The following is a 16001-nucleotide window of genomic DNA, read 5'->3' as shown; positions in this document are numbered from 1 at the left end:
ATGCCTTATGTGACAACTGCGGATGGTATCCGCGCCTATTACGATCTGGCCGGTTCCGGTCCGGCCTTGGTGATGGTGCACGGCGCCAGTCAGGACAGTCTGTCCTGGCAATATGTGCTGGACCACTTTGCGCCCTTTTATACGGTGTATGCCCTGGATTTGCCCGGTCACGGCAAGAGCGGCATGCCATTGGGTGGACCTCATACCGCCACCCCGCAAAACGCTCAGTATCTGCTGCAATTTCTGGATGCGGCAGGTATCCAGAATCCGGTCTTGATGGGACACTCCATGGGCGGGGGTGTTGTCGCCCAGGCCGCTGCCATGGCGCCCGAGCGTATTCGTGGCCTGGTGCTGGTCGATGGCGCTTCGGTGAACGTAGTGAAATCTTCCGGCTATAACCCGCGCATTCTGGAGATGGCGCGTATCAATCCGGGCGACTGGTTTGAAGTGACCTTTCGCACCTTGATGGGCACCCTGTCCGACCCGGCCCGTGCGCTGGAAGTGGTGACGGATGCCCGTCGTTGCATTCCGGCGGTGGCCTTTGCGGATATCTGCGCTTTTGGTGGTTTTCGCATGGAACAGATTCTGGACGATATCCGCTGCCCGGTGGTGATTGTGGAAGGCAGCGAGGACTGGTCCGTGCCGCCAGAGTCCGCCAGAGAGGTCGAACGCCTGCTGCGAGAAGGCAAAGTTCCGGTGGAATATATAGAATGGCCGGGCATCGGGCATTTTCCCCAAAGTGAATGTCCTGAGCAGTTCACCCGCGACACCCTGGCTGCGATGCGCCGCCTGTCTCTTTAAGCTGAAAACCGTATGGCAAACACCGAATCCCAGTCCAGCGCCAAGCCAACCCTGTATCAGAACATGAGCGATCGCTTGTTGGAGCTGATCCGTTCGGGCCATTACCCCGTCGGTTCCAAGCTGCCCACCGAGATGGAGCTGTGCGAGATGTACGGGGTCGGTCGGCACACGGCGCGTGAAGCCATACGCAAGCTGACTGATCTGGGTTTGATCGAGCGGCGTCGCCGTGCCGGTACCACAGTAATACGTCAGCATCCCAAGCCGCAGTTTGGTCTGGCGCTGGATACCACGGACCAGTTGCAGCGCTATCTGGAATTTACCGATTTGCACGTGCATAAAAAGGCGGTTTGTGTGGATAAGCAGCCACCTGAAACCGCGCTGGACGGTGAGCCGGCAGATTGGGTGAAGGTGGAAACCTACCGCAGTGTGCCGGGCAGCAAGCGCGGCATTTCCTGGACAGATATTTATCTGCGCAAGGAATACCAGGCGGTAGCTGACCTGATTTCCACCCAGCCCGGTGGTGTGTATCCGCTGTTGGAGGAGCACTGTGGCGAAGTGGTGGAAACCATCGAGATGGAAATCTCCGCCTCGCGCTTTCCCCCGCATGTCGCGCGCTTTCTGGGCTACGAGGACTCCGATCCGGCGCTGCTGATTATCCGTACCTTCCGCAATCTGGCGGGCAAGGTCATGGAAGTGGCCGTCAGCTTTTACCCACCTTATGAATTCCGCTACGTCACGCGCTTGTCGCGCAGTGATGGGAGCCATCGCTCGCAGAGCTGATTTTTCCGAACCTTTGGGGAGACATTCATGAAACGCAAATATGGCCGTAGTGTGACGGTCAAGGTGACGGGCGACCATGCGCTGGTGCGCTTTGATCGCGGCGTGAACCGTAATGCTATTGATCAGGACACCTTGCTGGCCTTGACGCAGGTGGCGCAGGATCTGGCCTTGTCGCTGGAGATTCACACCGTGGTGCTGACCGGGGCCAAGGATATTTTCTCGGCCGGGATTGATCTGAAAGACCCGCAAAAGTGGAACGACGAGCAGGCAGGCTTGCTGGAACGCCGTGATGTGGCCCAGCGTGGTGCGCGTTTGTGCCGTTTGTGGGAAGAACTGCCACAGCTGACCATTGCCGCCATTGAAGGCGCCGCCGTGGGTGGTTCGGTTGCTCTGGCGCTGGCGTGTGATTGGCGTGTGGCATCGCAGTCATCCTTTTTGTATTTACCTGAAGCCAAGGTGGGCCTGAACATGGGCTGGGGCGCCATTCCACGCATGGTGAACATGCTGGGTGCCGCTCGTACTAAACGTGCCATCTTGCTGGCCGAACGCTTCGGTGCTGAACAGGCGCTGGACTGGGGTCTGCTGGATGAGGTCTGCGAACCCGGTCAGGCCGTGGCGGTGGCACAGTCTTTGGCCAAGCGGGCTTCGGAGTCGCCTGCGGCGATTATCCGCATGACCAAGGAGTCGGTGAATCAGGTCGCCAATGCCATGAACCGTCTGGGCATTTATATGGATGCCGATCAGGCGCTGGTGTGTCGCGACAGTGTAGAAGGAGCCCAGGCGCGTGCGGGTTTTTTGTCCGCTGGTCGAGCCTAGATAAAACGGCTCTGCTTGGGGGCGGTCAGCGGACCGGCGACCAGGGCGGGAGAAGGTATTTTGTCGGACCGCGCTTGAGTGCGCTGCGGGCGCATCGCTTTTGATGTTGCAGAGGTCTGAACAATAAGTCCCACACCCAGCTTGGCTTGCAACCCAGAAGTTGGAGACTGCTCCAACCTTTGGGGGGGCATGACTACGTATGATGAGCAACATAAGCTGGACGTGGCCCAGCCCGAGCCTTGGTGAGACAGCCCTTTGCCTTGTTTTGATGCCAAACAGGTCACGTCGGCCTGTGGGGCGGCACAATCTGCGTGGCGTTACTGTGCGCAAATAGTGTGTTACGTGCCCCTATCCGCGTTTGCGGACAAGGGGCTATCTACATCGAGGTATCAGGCGGTTTGACGCTCTTGTGCCAGTCGTCCCATCCCTTGCGGAAATAAATCCAGGCCAGCTGTCGCCACCAGATCCCAGAAGCCAGCAGGCGAGCTGGACACGACAGTGACGCCCAGTTTGTCCTCGACCTGACGTACGGCTTCCAGCGATACCAGGCCTCCGCAAGACAGCAGCAAACCTTGTGCCTGACCGGGGGCCTGCTCTTGGGCGATGTCCCACGTCTTCAGACACAGGTCTACCAGCTCCTGCGTGCTGATTTTCGACATGGCCGTGACGTCGTTAACGCCTAGTCCATAAGCGCAGACGGCCTGGATCTGGTTCTGGCCCAGAAATCGGACCAGGCGCTGGTTTACGTCATCAATATAGGACGAGGCCACCGCTACCCGTTCGATGCCGCTGACACGCAGACCGCGCAAGATGGCATGGCTCATGGTGGAGCATGGCAAGCCGGTGGATTCATGCAGGCGGGCCACCAGTTCTTCGTTAAAGTCCGAGCCACGGTAAAAGCTCAGCGATGTTCCCATCAAGGACACGGCCTGGGCGCCACGGGCAGCCAGTTTCTGGGCTGCTTCCACCACCTGGTCAATAACCTGGTCATAGCCTTCCTTGTCCACCGAACTGAGCGCCAGACCTTGGGCGATGAAATCGATTTCCGGGTACATTTCCGGACCTTCCGGAGGCACCAGACCGGCGGCTGGCGGCACGATCAGGCCAAGTACGGGGCGCTGGGCGCCAGAGTTGTCAGTCGTCATAACAGTAGCTGCTTGTTTCATTGTTTAAAGTCGAGTTGGGCGGTCTTGATGACATTGGCCCAGCGTTCTGTTTCTTCACCCAGCCATTTTTCGGTGGCCTGGGCATCTTGATAACCGGCTACCGAACCTTGGGCCAGAAAGGCATCCTGTACTTGCTTTTGCTGCATGCTGTTTTCCAAGGCCTTGCTGACGGTGGCGATCAAGGCCGGGTCCACGTTTTGTGGGGCCAGCATGAACAGTGACGGTGTCACGCTATAGCCAGGAATGGTTTCCGAGACGCTGGGCAGATCGGGCATGCCGGGGAAGCGGCGCTCGGACAAGGTGGCCAGCAGACGAATGCGGCCGGAGTTGGCCAGGCCAATCGAGGAAGCCAGGCTGGCAAAGGACATGGACACTTCACCGGAGGCCAGAGCCTGACTGGCGGGAGCGCCACCGCGGTAAGGAACGTGCACCAGTTCGGTTTTGGTCTGCAAGGCGAACAGTTCACCACCCAGATGGTGCACCGAGCCTACGCCCACCGAGGCGAAGGTTTCTGTTTGAGGGGGCGCTTTGCGAATGGCCTCGATCAATTCGGCCACGGTTTTGACAGGGCTGTCGCCCGGAACGGCCAGCGCCAGATCAGACTGGCCCACCATACCGATAGGGGCGAAGTCACGCTGCAAGTCGTAGCGCAGAGCCGGGTAAATATACGGGGCGACCAGCAAGGAGGTATCGGCAAACAGTAGCGTGTTGCCATCGGCCTGGGATTTGGATACGTAGTCGGCAGAAATGGTGCCGCCTGCGCCGGATTTGTTTTCCACAATTACGGTGCGGTCTAGCTCCTTGCTTAGCGCCTGAGCGGTGACGCGGGCCAGGGTGTCGACCCCGCCGCCAGGGGCAAAACCCACGACAAGGCGAATGGGTTCGGCAGCGTGTAAAGCGGCCACAGGGCTTAATGTCAGGGCGAGCGCAGCCAGCGCACGCCGTGTGAAACGGCTTGCAAACATGAGAAAGTCTCCTCGGTATGAGTGGTAGTTTTTTTAGCTAATTATTAATTCAGTGCCGCATATAAAACCCGGCTAAAGGGTTGAGCTGGGCGTTTAGCCAGCTATAGCGCTCGCGCTTGTCGAACTCCCATTTCTCGGGATGGGCTTGGGCGACACGACGCAGGGATTCGGCCCCGGACAGCACATGGCTGGCCGCTGCCTGCATGGCGCTGGGGCCGTCACGTTGGGCCAGGGCCTGGGTCAGTGCCTGATGTTCATGCCAGGACTGCTCCATGCGGTTTTCCTGATCCAGATGGCGGTGGCGGTAAGGGTTGGTCAGACGGCGCAGATGTTCAATTTGCTGCACCATGAAGGTATTGCCGGCAATGCTGTGAATCAGGGCGTGCAATTCGGCGTTGTACGTGGCGTAGTCAGCCAGGCTTTTGTCCTGCAGGGCCTTGGCACCGCGCTTTTGCAAACGCTCCAGTTCGCGAATCTGGGCATTGCTGATGCGGTAGGCCGCCAGTTGCGTACAGGCACCTTCCAGCAAGGCCAGGGTTTCCAGCATTTCTTCCAGTTCTTCAATGGTGTGCTGGGTGACAAAAATCCCGGCGCGTGGGGCGATGCGCACTTGCCCGGTGGCCGCCAGTTGCAGCAAGGCTTCGCGCACCGGGGTGCGTGATACCCGGAAAAACGTGCACAGCAAGGATTCATCAATGGCGCTGCCCGGCGGCAGATCACCGCTGGCAATGCGGTGCTCCAGTTCGATTCGTACCCGGTCGGTATTGCTAAGCGTCATGTCTGTCTCCCAAGCCTTTTCCTGTTTTTTAGGCTTAAATGATTCTAGGGAGGGGTTTTTGATATATCAATTAAGGCTTATCCGAGGGTAAAGAAAGTTTTGCCCCGTTTTGATTCGGGAAAATTTCACGGATAATCATTTTTTGCCCCCCCCTCTGCCCCTGTTCGGTCATAGGGGAAAGCACGCTATTTTTCGGATAAAAAAACCATGAGCGAAGAACGTAAACCGCTGGATGCGTTGGCCAGCGGCGCCATGCTGGTCCTGTGCCTGATCTGGAGCTTTCAGCAGATTTTGCTCAAGGCCACGGCCAATGACATGGCGCCTATTTTTCAGATCGGTTTGCGCTCGGGTGTGGCCTGTGTGCTGGTGGCTTTGCTGGTTCTGGTGCGCACGCACAAGCTGGCCTTCACCGAAGGGGCCTGGAAGCCGGGGCTGATGGCCGGTTTGCTGTTTGCGCTGGAGTATTTGCTGCTGGGTGAGAGCCTGCGTTTTACCTCCGCAGCGCACGTGGTGGTGTTTTTATATACCGCGCCCGTGTTTGCGGCTTTGGGCCTGCATATTCTCTTGCCGTCCGAGCGTCTGGCCCGCTTGCAATGGGTAGGGATCGGGCTGGCGGTGGCGGGTATCGCCATTACCTTTTTGGGCCCGGCCAGCATGGACGGGGCTGATCTGGGACGCATGTTGATCGGGGACTTGATGGCCTTGGCAGCCGGAGCCTTGTGGGGCTTTACCACCGTACTGATCCGCAGCACGCGCCTGTCTGCTGTGCCGCCTTCGGAAGCCTTGCTGTATCAGCTATTCAGCGCTTTTGTGATTTTGATGGTGGCCGCTGTCGTGACCGGGCAAACCGATATTCATTGGTCAGGCCTGTTGGGTGCCAGCCTGGTGTTCCAGTCTGTGGTGGTGGCGTTCTTGAGTTTTCTGGTCTGGTTCTGGTTGCTGCGTAATTATCAGGCGTCGCGCCTGGGGGTGTTTTCCTTCGCAACCCCTTTGTTCGGTGTTTTATTCGGCGCTTTCCTGCTGGGCGAGGCCATAGAACCCCGTTTTGTGATGGGCGCTTTACTGGTGTTGATGGGCATTACCCTGGTCAGTGCCTATAGCTGGATCAGTCAACTGCGACGTCGCAGAGCCTGATTGAAGCAGCGAAATGATGCGAACGGTCTCAAGGCGCAATGCGTTGTCGCAAGCTGCTCTTTAACCATCGGCAAAACTGGCGGGCCTCACTTTGCTGTGGTGATTGTGCGTTGACATAGGCCATGTAGCTTGCGCCCGTGGCCACCTGGCCAGGGCCGAATTCTCGCAGGACGCCATCGCGTAGATGATCCATCACCAGTAAACGCGGCACAACCAGAAATCCGGAACCGGCAATGGCCCCGGCAATCGCGAAAAACAGGTGATCGTAGGTGGCGCTCATCAGTAGCCGCGAAGGCTCAATACCCTGATCCAAAGCCCATAAACCCAACATGTCCGGTCGTGAGCGCGCGGTCACCATAGGCCAGTGTTCCCAGGCCTGCCCGCTGTGCTGCTGGATCAAGGCAGGTGCTGCCACGCATACCAGCTCTTCGCGTATGAGCTCCCAGCTTTCGCTGTCGGGCAGGCTCAAGTCACGGCTGATCAACACATCAAACTCTTCATTAGGACGGGGTGGCGACAGATTGGTGATCAGATCAATTTGCATATGGTGCTGGGCGGTGAACTGGCCAAGCATGGGCACCAGCACCGTCATTGAAAAGCTGGGCATGGAGGTGCGGACTCGCAGCCTTTCATGCTGATCCTGTTGATGGGTGATTTGCTGAATGGCCATCTCCAGGGTAGCCATGGCATCTTTGACCGTGTCATACAGCTGCAGGCCGGCTGCCGTCAGCTCAATATAGGGGCCGCGCCGAATGAACAGAGCCTGTTTGCTGACTTTTTCCAAGGTGGCGATATGTCGGCTAACTGCGCTTTGGGTGATCCCCAGGCTTTGGGCCGCTCGGGTGAAATTGCCTTGTCGGCCCACCGCGACAAATACGCGCAAGGGAACCAGAGGAACATTCTCAAGCATGATTAAAACTCATGATAGGGTCACGGTTAGCAGGGGGTGGAAGTAGGGTGTAACAGAACGGTCATCTAAGATAAATACCATGATTTTCATGCAATTTTATTGAAATTACAGGAAATAATCATGCAAAACCGTTTCCCTTATCTATCCGCTTTGCTCATGCTTTCCTGCTTGGGTACGGGGGCTGCCAAGGCGGATGAAGTGGTGTTGTACTCCTCCAATAACATCGATGTGGTGAACACGGTGATCGAGCAGTTCCGTCAGGTTCACCCCGAGATATCGGTGTCCGTGGTGCGGGCTGGTTCCGGTGCCTTGATGCAGCGTATCAAGGCCGAAGCAGAGCAACCCTTGGGCGATTTGTTCTGGTCCGGTGGGTTTTCCACCTTGTCGCAGTATGCCGAGTACCTGGCGCCCTATTCGTCGCCCGAGGCCAGTGCTGTAGGTGCCCAGTATCAGGGAGCTGAGCAACGTTGGTTGGGTACCAATACCCATGTCACGGTGTTGATGCTTAACGAGCGGCAGTTGGGCAAACTCAAGGCGCCTGACAGCTGGGCGGATCTGGCTGATCCGGCCTGGAAGGGCAAGATCGTGATTCCAGATCCGGAGCGCAGCAGCTCTTCTTATGTTGCCTTGTATGGCCTGCAGGATTTGATGGGCCAGGAGGTGTTTGAGAAGGTTGTGCGCAATGCAGTGGTGGTCGGAACCACCTCCGGTGCCTACGAGGGCGTTGCCAATGGCGAGTTCGCGGTTGCGGTAACGATGGAATATGCCGCCTATCAATATGTGGCCGGTGGTCTGGATACGATTGACCTGGTCTACCCCAAAGAGGGCACTTTCCTGTCGCCGGAAGGCATGGCCTTGATCAAGGGCGGGCGTAATCCCGAATCCGCTCGCAAGCTGTATGACTTCCTTGCCTCCCGCCCTGCGCAGGAAGAGGTGTTCAAAAGCGCGTTCCGTCGCCCTTTGCGCAGCGATATTGCCGTCAATACGCTGACAAGCTTGCCTGCCATGGATCAGATCCGTGTGCATGCGCTGGATGATGATCGTATGGGTGCGGATCGTGAAGACTTCCTGGCACGTTGGCGTGCACTGGTTTCCCAACGCTAGGCGGGACTGGTATGCAGATACATCTATCAGGTATTGAGCAAAGCTACGGCTCGCAAACTTTGTTTCACGGCTTGGATCTGGACATCCCCAGTGGCTCCTTGTTTACCCTGCTGGGGCCATCGGGTTGTGGCAAGACGACCTTGCTGCGCATGCTGGCCGGGTTTGTGCGCCCTGATCATGGCAAGGTGCTGTTCGGCCAAACAGACATGACGCGAGTGCCTGTGCATAAACGCAATGTGGGCATGGTGTTTCAGGATTACGCGCTGTTTCCGGATCGCAGCGTGCTGGATAACGTCAGCTACGGTTTGCTGGCGCGTGGCCAGTCTCGCTCCCAGGCTCGTGTCCCCGCTTTGGAAATGCTGGCGCGCGTGGGTTTGAAGGACAAGGCAGATGCTTTGCCGTCGGCCTTGTCCGGTGGGCAGCGACAGCGAGTGGCCATGGCACGCGCTTTGGTGATCAAGCCCGATCTGCTCTTGCTGGATGAGCCCTTGTCTGCCCTGGATGCAAAGCTGCGCACCGATCTGCGCGAGATGCTGCGGGACCTGCAGCAGGAAGCCGGCATTACTACCGTGTTTGTGACGCATGATCAGGAAGAAGCGCTGAGCGTGTCTGATTACATTGCCGTCATGGATAGAGGCTGCGTCCGCCAGGTCGGGACGCCCGAGCAGATCTACCGCTGCCCTGACAACAGTTTTGTGGCTGATTTTGTGGGAGGGGCCAATCTGATCGAGCTGCAGGAGGAGCTCGGCCAGGCTGCAGATGGCTGCCGCCGGTTCCGTACGGCGGGGGGCATTGTGCGTATTCAGTCTGTCGGACGTTTTACCGAGCGGACGATGTTGGCCTTGCGGCCTGAAACTCTGAGTGTGGATGCTGTGCGCCCGCTGGGCGAGGGTGACATTGCGGCGCGGATTGAGAGCGTGGATTACCGGGGTCCCAGCACGGCTTATCAATTGCGCACGGAGTTCGGTTTCCTGAGGGCAGTGGTCTGGAATACCGGTGTCAGTCAGAGTTGGGCCCGGGGCGATGCGGTGGTATTGCGCGTTCCCGAATCGGCTCTCTTGGTGGAGCGCACATGATGCTGGGTTCTTTGCGACGCGATCCAGCCTGGCTGATGCTGGCCCTGGGTGCAGTGGCTTTGCTGGGCTACTTTTTGCTATGGCCGGTCCTGTCCATGCTGACCAGCTCCCTGTTCAACAAGGATGGTCAGTTTGGTTTGCACGGCTACGTGCAGTTTTTCTCCGAGCCTGCTTATCGGGAGAGTTTGTTCAACACCTTGTGGCTGGGTGGGGCCGTAACCGTGTTTAGCCTGGTGCTGGGCGCTGGTTTGGCTCTGGCTGCGGCTCGTTTTTCCTTCCCCTTGGCTACTTGCCTGGGCGTCTTGCCTTTGCTGACCTTGGTCATTCCGGACGTGGTGGTTGCAGCAGCCTGGATTGTGGTGCTGGGTAAACAAGGCGTGCTCAATAGCGTGCTGGCTCCTTTGGGCCTGGAGCTGCCTTCTTTGTATTCGTGGTGGGGTCTGGTGTTTGTGATGACCTTGAACAACTACGTGTACGCCTATGTCGCTGTGCTGGTAGGGTTGAAGTCCATGGACCGCAACCTGGAAGAGGCGGGGCTTAGTCTGGGTAGCTCCCCGGCTCGCACCTTGCGCACGGTGACCTTTCCTTTGATGATGCCGGCTTTATGCGGTGCAGCGGTGCTGGTCTTCATGCACGTTATTGGGGATTTTGGCGTTCCGGCCATTCTGGGAGCCCGTACCCCCGTGCTGGCGGTCAAGACTTATAACGAATTTGTCAGCGAAATGGGCGGTAACCCGCAAATGCAGACCACCATGGCTTCTTTGCTGGTGTTTCTGGGTTTGGCCTTGCTGCTGATTCAAAAGTGGGTTGTAGCCCGACGCACCTACCAGATGGAGTCTGGACGAGCTCCGGAGCGCGTGCCCTTGCGTGCCTGGCAGGCCGCTGTGTGCGCCTCTTTGGTATCGATCCTGATTTTGCTGTCAGTGCTACCCGTGATGGTGGTGATTGTTACCGCATTTACGCCCTCTATTGGACCGGTGCTGAAGTATGGCGGCTTTACCTTGAGCCATATGCAGCAAGCTTTGGTGCAGGCACCCGGGCCTTTGTACAACTCCTTGTTGCTGGGCGCCGCAGCGACCAGTGCCGGTGCCGTATTTTCCATCGTGGCCGCCTATCTGATCGTAAAGCGTCCTTCCGGTCTGAGTACAGGTCTGGATGTGCTGGTCATGTTGCCCTTGACGATTGCGGGCACCGTATTGGGCATTGCCTTGATCAATGTGTTTAACAGTGGCTGGCTGGTGCTGACCGGCAGTTGGGTCATTATGGCGCTGGCTTACTTTTTACGCCGGGTGCCCACCAGTGTGCGGGCGGCCATGGGGCCTTTGCATAACTTGCGTAGCTCCATCGAAGAGGCTTCCATCAGCCTGGGCGTAGCGCCGATGCCAACCTTTGCGAAGGTCGTTTTGCCGGTGGTATGGCCTGCCGTGATTGCCGCCACGGTGTTGATGTGGATCACGACCCTGTCGGAATTATCCGCCACGGTGGTTCTGTATTTTGGCGGGATGAGCACCCTGCCTATCGAGGTTTTTCAATTGGTGGACAGTGGGCGTTTGGCACAGGCCAGTGCATATAGCCTGGTGCTGTTGATGGCGATCTTTTTGCCGTTGCTGCTGACCCGTTTCATTTTCAAAGTAAAAGTAGGATGGACACAATGAGCTCTGTGCAATGTCAGGAAGAGATCGCGCTAGCCCAGCGCGTGTTGGGAGCCAAGGCATCGGCCACCAAAGAGATGACGCGTCTGGCCAATCAAATGCGGCAACAGGGGCAGTCTGTGATTACCCTCAGTCAAGGCGAGCCGGACTTTGCGACCCCCGAGCATGTGCGTCAGGCGGCTAAAGAAGCAATTGATCGTAATGAGTCCCGCTATACCGAGGTCGCTGGCACCCTGGCCCTGCGTGAGGCCGTAGTGCGCAAGTTCGAGCGTGACAATGGCCTGCACTTCAGCCCCGATCAGATCCAGGTGGGCTGCGGGGCCAAGCAAGCCTTGTATAACGCCTTGCAGGCCACGGTGCAGGACGGGGATGAGGTCATTATCCCTACCCCTGCCTGGGTTTCTTATCCTGAAATGGTCTTGTTGGCAGGTGGCCAGCCGGTCATTGTGCGTTGCAGTGCACAAGCCGGTTTCAAGCTGCAAGCCGATCAGCTTGAACGCGCCATCACCCCCCGTACCAAATGGCTGATGCTCAATTCTCCGTCCAATCCCAGTGGTGCCGTGTATTCACGCCACGAACTGGAAGCGCTGGAGCAAGTGCTGTTGCGCCATCCGCATGTCTGGGTGATGGCTGATGATGTATACGAAAAAATCCGCTATAGCGACGAACCCTTTGCGACGCCTGCCGCCTTGTCCCCGTATATGGCAGCGCGCACATTGACCATCAATGGTGTCTCCAAGGCCTATGCAATGACCGGCTGGCGGGTAGGGTTCGCCGCTGGTCCGCTGCCTTTGATCAAGGCCATGAATCTGGTGCAGTCGCAAGCGACCTCCCATACCAGCTCCATCAGCCAGGCAGCGGCCGTGGCCGCATTGGATGGCCCCATGGATTTTCTGCCCGAGTTTGTGGAAGCGTTCCGCCGTCGCCGTGACAAGGTGGTAGCCGCGCTCAATGCCATGCCGGGCATTGAATGCGATCTTCCCATGGGCGCGTTTTACGTGTTTCCCAGTTGTCAGGGCGTATTGGGTTTGCGAGACCCTTCCGGTCAGTTGATCAGTACCGACAAGGACCTGTGCATGTACTTCCTGCGCAGTGCAGGGGTGGCTGTGGTACCAGGGTCGGCATTTGAACTACCCGGTCACTTCCGGGTGTCTTATGCCTCCAGCGATCAGGAGCTGGAGGAGGCGATGAGCCGCATTGCCCAGGCCATTGCTCGACTGAGCTGATCCCCTTACGGAGAAATAGTGTGAATAGCAAAAAAAATCAGGTGTTGAAAGAAGCCTTCTCCCAAGGGCGTTTGATGACAGCGATGGCCGCACATAACCCGCTGTCTGCTCGGCTGGCGCAGGATGCCGGTTTCGGAGCGATTTGGGGTAGTGGTTTTGAGTTGTCAGCCAGTTATGCCGTGCCCGATGCCAATATTCTTTCGATGGGAACTCACCTGGAGATGATGCGGGCGATTGCCTCAAGCGTGGATATTCCTTTGATTGCCGACATTGATACCGGCTTTGGCAATGCGGTGAATGTCAGTTATATCATCCCGCTGTATGAAGCGGCGGGTGCCAGTGCCATTGTGATGGAGGATAAAACCTTCCCTAAAGACACCAGCTTGCGAGCGGACGGGCGTCAGGAGCTGGTACGGATTGAAGAGTTCCAGGGCAAGATTGAAGCGGCTTGTGCTGCGCGCCATGACCCTGATTTCTTGATTATTGCGCGAGTCGAGGCCCTGATCGCTGGCCTGGGGCAGGAGGAGGCCCTGACGCGGGGGCTGGCTTACGAGCAGGCGGGTGCAGATGCCATTCTGATTCACTCCAAACAAGCTACGCCAGATCAGATTCTGTCTTTTGTTCAGGCCTGGACCGGCAAGGTGCCGTTGGTGCTGGTGCCAACAGCCTACCCTCAACTGACCGAGGCGGACATTGCACAACTGGGCAAAGTGGGCGTGGTGATTTACGGCAATCATGCGATTCGTGCGGCTGTAGGGGCCATGCAAGCGGTGTTTGCCCAAATTCGTCAGGATGGCGGCATTCAGAATGTGGATTCCGGCCTGCCTTCCGTCAAGACCATTATTGGCTTGCAAGGCGATGCCCATATGCGGCAGATCGAGGCTCGGTTTCTGCGCTAGAAGGGACAGTATTGGGCTTCGTATAATGGCTAATGGCCCGACGGCGGGCCATTAGCCGGATGAATACGATGCCCAAATCTGCACAAGGCCCTATCCCGGTCACATTGTTGACCGGTTTTCTGGGCAGCGGGAAAACGACTTTGATCAATCGCGCTTTGCGAGAAGCGCAGATGGCCGACACCCTGGTCATCATCAATGAGTTTGGGCAGACGGCGCTGGACCATCATCTGGTGGCGCATAGCCAGGAAAATGTGATCGAGGCTATGGGTAGTGGTTGCTTGTGCTGCACCATACGGCGCGATCTGGTACAGACCTTGCGCGACATTACCTGGCGTTTTTCGCGGGCAGGCCAGAGACAGTTCCGACGGGTTCTGATTGAAACGACCGGGCTGGCCAATCCTGCCCCTATCTTGCATACCTTGTTAAGCGATCCGCAACTGACCGGGAAGTACAGCCTGGCGGGTGTGGTGACGGTGGTGGATCTGGAGCATGGGCTGGAAACGCTGGCGCGCCATGCCGAAGCGCGACGGCAGGTGGCCGTGGCAGACCTGCTGCTGTTCAGCAAGCGCGACCGGGTGGATGCAGGGGCGGAAACGGCGCTGCGTGAATACGTGTGCGGTTTGAATCCTTTGGCGCAGCAGCAGATTTTGTCGGCCGCGCAGCCCGTTGCGCCCAGTTTGTTGGGCTTGGGCGAGCAAGCCGGACAAGGTCGGGCCTGGAGCTTGGAAGCGTTCGAGGCATTGGGGCAAGATACTGGCGATCACGATCACGATCACGATCACGATCACGATCACGATCACGATCACGATCACGATCACGATCACGATCACGATCACGATCACGATCACGATCACGATCACGATCATGTGCATAGCCATAGCCATAGCCATAGCCATAGCCATAGCCATAGCCATAGCCACGGCACGTGTACCCTGGCTGGCAACGGCAACGGCAACGGCAACGGCAACGGCAACAGTCAGCCCAGCAGTCTTGAGTCTGCTCACTTGCATGGAGCAAGCTCCAACGAGTCCGCGGTCGGCCTGCCTGATGTTTCCCGCCATGGAGATTCCATCTACTCGTTAAGCGCCCTGTTCCCCCAAGCTCTGCCCGCCGACAAACTGCAATCCTGGTTGTCGGATCTGTGCCAGTGGGCAGGCCCTCGCCTATTGCGCCTTAAAGCTGTTCTGCCCGTCCAGGGCATGGACCAGCCGCAGGTGATTCATGCCGTGCAACATCAGTCCTATCCTTGGCAGGCCGTGCCGCAGTGGCCCTGGCCGGATCAACAAGGGCGCATGGTAGTGATCACACAGGATCTGGATTTCCAGGAGCTTTGGGCGCGGTTGCAGGCTTTGGATACGGCGGTTCGAAAGACGGATTGATACTCGCAGAGTCCGAGCCTGTCTTGGCCGGATTTTCTCTAGTCGTTGACTTCGAGCCTTTTTTGATCGGATTTTCCTGAGTCGCCGGGAGCTTGCTGGAGCATTGTCTCCTGGTTATCCGAACCGGCTTTCCACCGCTGCGGCAGACAGCACCCCAAAGCCGAAAAAAAGGACGCCTAAGCGTCCTTTTCAAAAGCCTTTGGGCTAACAGAGTTTATTGGGGCTCTACGCCCACTTTCTTGAACAATGCGGCCCACTGGGGCACTTGTTGCTCCACCTTGGCTTGCAAGGCAGCCGGGTTGGCTTCTTTGTCCATGACCGTTGCGCCCAGGGTGGCCATGCGGCTTTGGAAGTCCTTGTCGGCCATGCCGGCTTGAAGCGCTTTTACCAGGGTATCCACGACAGGCTGGGGTGTATCTTTTGGTGCCCACATGCCGTGCCAGATGCCTACTTCAAAGTCCTTGAAACCAGACTCCTGCATGGTGGGCACGTCCGGGAAGGTCGGGACGCGCTCGCGGCTGGTGACAGCATAGACCTTCACCTTGCCGGATTTGATTTGCTGGGTGGTGTTGGTGGTTTGGTCACACATGATGTCCACCTGCTTGCCCATCAAATCCGCGATGGCCGGGGCGGTGCCTTTGTAGGGCACGGTCAGCAGTTCAATACCCAGTGCCTCGGTGAACATGGTGCCGCACAGGTGGCTGGCCGCGCCAATCCCGGCGTTGGCCAGGGAAACCTTGTCCTGGTTGTCCTTCAGGTACTGCACCAGCTCCTGAATGTTGTTGGGTGGGAAGTCCTCACGGGCAATGATGGTCATGGGAACGTCAACGACCAGACCGATGGGAGACATGCCGTTGATGGCGTCATAACCGGGCTTTTTGTACAGCGAAGGGGCGGTGGAAAAGCCGATGTGCATCAGCAGTATGTTGTAGCCATCCGGCTTGGCGCGGGCGACCTGGGAAGTGCCAATGGAGCCACCTGCCCCGCCTTTGTTTTCCACCACAATGGTTTCACCCAGAACTGGGCGCATGGCTTCGGCCAGAGCGCGTGCCACGTTGTCCGTGGGACCGCCCGCCGCAAAAGGTACCACCATATTGATGGGGTGGTCCGGATAACCGGCTGCCTGTGCGGTAACCGAGCAGGCCAAGGCCGCGCCCAGACTGACAAACAGCTTGTTTAATGCAACAGCCATAATGCCTCCTTGATAAGGATTACTTATTCTTTTGGGAGATACTTGGGTCCGGTCGCTCTGTGTTGCGAAGCGTTGCAGGAGTGGCTTTATTCTACTGAGGGTGGACGTGTTTCTTTTTCAGGT

General features: G+C 57.7%; 15 protein-coding genes. 10 read left to right on the top strand and 5 right to left on the bottom strand.

Translation table 11 applies throughout. The annotated features are described in order from the left end of the window. From N879_RS14140 to N879_RS14130, 3 genes are read left to right on the top strand one after another with little or no spacing between them, the layout of a single operon-like run. Complete coding sequence (locus N879_RS14140) at window positions 1–801, top strand: alpha/beta fold hydrolase (RefSeq protein ID WP_009461464.1); 801 nt, start codon at window positions 1–3, stop codon at window positions 799–801. Between the two features lie 12 nt (window positions 802–813). Continuing rightward, window positions 814–1581 carry a GntR family transcriptional regulator gene (locus N879_RS14135; RefSeq protein WP_009461466.1) on the top strand — a complete coding sequence of 256 codons (768 nt, stop codon included), beginning with the start codon at window positions 814–816 and terminating at the stop codon, window positions 1579–1581. A 27-nt stretch (window positions 1582–1608) separates the two neighbouring features. Then, entirely contained in the window at window positions 1609–2397 is a 789-nt protein-coding gene (locus tag N879_RS14130) for an enoyl-CoA hydratase/isomerase family protein (RefSeq protein WP_021447154.1), read from the top strand. Window positions 2398–2786: 389 nt separating this feature from the next. On the opposite strand, the gene N879_RS14125 is transcribed toward N879_RS14130, so the two are convergent. The 3 genes from N879_RS14125 to N879_RS14115 are packed head-to-tail and all read right to left on the bottom strand — an operon-like array spanning window position 2787 to window position 5306. Beyond that, a complete protein-coding gene (locus tag N879_RS14125) occupies window positions 2787–3542 on the bottom strand; it encodes an arylmalonate decarboxylase (RefSeq protein ID WP_009461470.1) in 756 nt (251 codons plus the stop codon). A gap of 17 nt (window positions 3543–3559) precedes the next feature. Next, entirely contained in the window at window positions 3560–4528 is a 969-nt protein-coding gene (locus tag N879_RS14120; protein ID WP_009461472.1) for a Bug family tripartite tricarboxylate transporter substrate binding protein, read from the bottom strand. Between the two features lie 49 nt (window positions 4529–4577). After that, window positions 4578–5306: a GntR family transcriptional regulator gene (locus N879_RS14115; RefSeq protein WP_009461474.1), complete on the bottom strand. Its 729-nt coding sequence runs from the start codon at window positions 5304–5306 to the stop codon at window positions 4578–4580. Window positions 5307–5513: 207 nt separating this feature from the next. On the opposite strand from N879_RS14115, the gene N879_RS14110 reads away from it, so the two are divergent. After that, the gene (locus tag N879_RS14110; RefSeq protein ID WP_009461476.1) at window positions 5514–6440 is read left to right on the top strand and encodes a DMT family transporter; all 927 of its coding nucleotides are present in this window, start codon (window positions 5514–5516) and stop codon (window positions 6438–6440) included. A gap of 28 nt (window positions 6441–6468) precedes the next feature. Here N879_RS14110 and N879_RS14105 read toward each other — a convergent pair whose 3' ends face one another. Beyond that, window positions 6469–7350: a LysR family transcriptional regulator gene (locus tag N879_RS14105; RefSeq protein WP_009461478.1), complete on the bottom strand. Its 882-nt coding sequence runs from the start codon at window positions 7348–7350 to the stop codon at window positions 6469–6471. Between the two features lie 120 nt (window positions 7351–7470). Here N879_RS14105 and N879_RS14100 point away from each other — a divergent pair, with 120 nt between their 5' ends. From N879_RS14100 to N879_RS14075, 6 genes are all read left to right on the top strand, one after another. Next, window positions 7471–8454 carry an ABC transporter substrate-binding protein gene (locus tag N879_RS14100; RefSeq protein WP_021447152.1) on the top strand — a complete coding sequence of 328 codons (984 nt, stop codon included), beginning with the start codon at window positions 7471–7473 and terminating at the stop codon, window positions 8452–8454. An 11-nt stretch (window positions 8455–8465) separates the two neighbouring features. After that, entirely contained in the window at window positions 8466–9530 is a 1065-nt protein-coding gene (locus N879_RS14095; protein WP_021447151.1) for an ABC transporter ATP-binding protein, read from the top strand. Beyond that, window positions 9527–11185 carry an ABC transporter permease gene (locus N879_RS14090; RefSeq protein ID WP_021447150.1) on the top strand — a complete coding sequence of 553 codons (1659 nt, stop codon included), beginning with the start codon at window positions 9527–9529 and terminating at the stop codon, window positions 11183–11185. Before N879_RS14095 ends, N879_RS14090 begins: the two co-directional genes overlap by 4 nt. After that, the gene (locus tag N879_RS14085) at window positions 11182–12408 is read left to right on the top strand and encodes a pyridoxal phosphate-dependent aminotransferase (protein WP_009461480.1); all 1227 of its coding nucleotides are present in this window, start codon (window positions 11182–11184) and stop codon (window positions 12406–12408) included. The genes N879_RS14090 and N879_RS14085 overlap by 4 nt, the downstream gene beginning before the upstream one ends. 20 nt (window positions 12409–12428) lie before the next feature. Beyond that, window positions 12429–13307, top strand: coding sequence for a phosphonopyruvate hydrolase (locus tag N879_RS14080; protein WP_009461482.1), 879 nt, complete (start codon window positions 12429–12431; stop codon window positions 13305–13307). A gap of 68 nt (window positions 13308–13375) precedes the next feature. Continuing rightward, complete coding sequence (locus tag N879_RS14075; RefSeq protein ID WP_021447149.1) at window positions 13376–14686, top strand: CobW family GTP-binding protein; 1311 nt, start codon at window positions 13376–13378, stop codon at window positions 14684–14686. 214 nt (window positions 14687–14900) lie between these two features. Here N879_RS14075 and N879_RS14070 read toward each other — a convergent pair whose 3' ends face one another. After that, window positions 14901–15878, bottom strand: a complete 978-nt coding sequence (locus N879_RS14070; RefSeq protein WP_009463834.1) for a tripartite tricarboxylate transporter substrate binding protein BugD — start codon at window positions 15876–15878, stop codon at window positions 14901–14903. Window positions 15879–16001: the final 123 nt, after the last annotated feature.

This window comes from Alcaligenes sp. EGD-AK7 (assembly GCF_000465875.3).
GTDB lineage: Bacteria > Pseudomonadota > Gammaproteobacteria > Burkholderiales > Burkholderiaceae_B > Alcaligenes > Alcaligenes phenolicus.
Note: the sequence above shows the minus strand (reverse complement) of the source record. Positions and strands in the feature narration are given on the sequence as shown.

What these genes read in the sequence shown, in the direction of transcription:
- N879_RS14115 (WP_009461474.1), bottom strand. Translation starts at nt 5,306, where the DNA reads ATGACGCTTAGCAATACCGACCGGGTACGAATCGAACTGGAGCACCGC.
- N879_RS14105 (WP_009461478.1), bottom strand. Translation starts at nt 7,350, where the DNA reads ATGCTTGAGAATGTTCCTCTGGTTCCCTTGCGCGTATTTGTCGCGGTG.
- N879_RS14140 (WP_009461464.1), top strand. Translation starts at nt 1, where the DNA reads ATGCCTTATGTGACAACTGCGGATGGTATCCGCGCCTATTACGATCTG.
- N879_RS14125 (WP_009461470.1), bottom strand. Translation starts at nt 3,542, where the DNA reads ATGACGACTGACAACTCTGGCGCCCAGCGCCCCGTACTTGGCCTGATC.
- N879_RS14135 (WP_009461466.1), top strand. Translation starts at nt 814, where the DNA reads ATGGCAAACACCGAATCCCAGTCCAGCGCCAAGCCAACCCTGTATCAG.
- N879_RS14090 (WP_021447150.1), top strand. Translation starts at nt 9,527, where the DNA reads ATGATGCTGGGTTCTTTGCGACGCGATCCAGCCTGGCTGATGCTGGCC.
- N879_RS14120 (WP_009461472.1), bottom strand. Translation starts at nt 4,528, where the DNA reads ATGTTTGCAAGCCGTTTCACACGGCGTGCGCTGGCTGCGCTCGCCCTG.
- N879_RS14070 (WP_009463834.1), bottom strand. Translation starts at nt 15,878, where the DNA reads ATGGCTGTTGCATTAAACAAGCTGTTTGTCAGTCTGGGCGCGGCCTTG.
- N879_RS14075 (WP_021447149.1), top strand. Translation starts at nt 13,376, where the DNA reads ATGCCCAAATCTGCACAAGGCCCTATCCCGGTCACATTGTTGACCGGT.
- N879_RS14100 (WP_021447152.1), top strand. Translation starts at nt 7,471, where the DNA reads ATGCAAAACCGTTTCCCTTATCTATCCGCTTTGCTCATGCTTTCCTGC.
- N879_RS14095 (WP_021447151.1), top strand. Translation starts at nt 8,466, where the DNA reads ATGCAGATACATCTATCAGGTATTGAGCAAAGCTACGGCTCGCAAACT.
- N879_RS14130 (WP_021447154.1), top strand. Translation starts at nt 1,609, where the DNA reads ATGAAACGCAAATATGGCCGTAGTGTGACGGTCAAGGTGACGGGCGAC.
- N879_RS14110 (WP_009461476.1), top strand. Translation starts at nt 5,514, where the DNA reads ATGAGCGAAGAACGTAAACCGCTGGATGCGTTGGCCAGCGGCGCCATG.
- N879_RS14085 (WP_009461480.1), top strand. Translation starts at nt 11,182, where the DNA reads ATGAGCTCTGTGCAATGTCAGGAAGAGATCGCGCTAGCCCAGCGCGTG.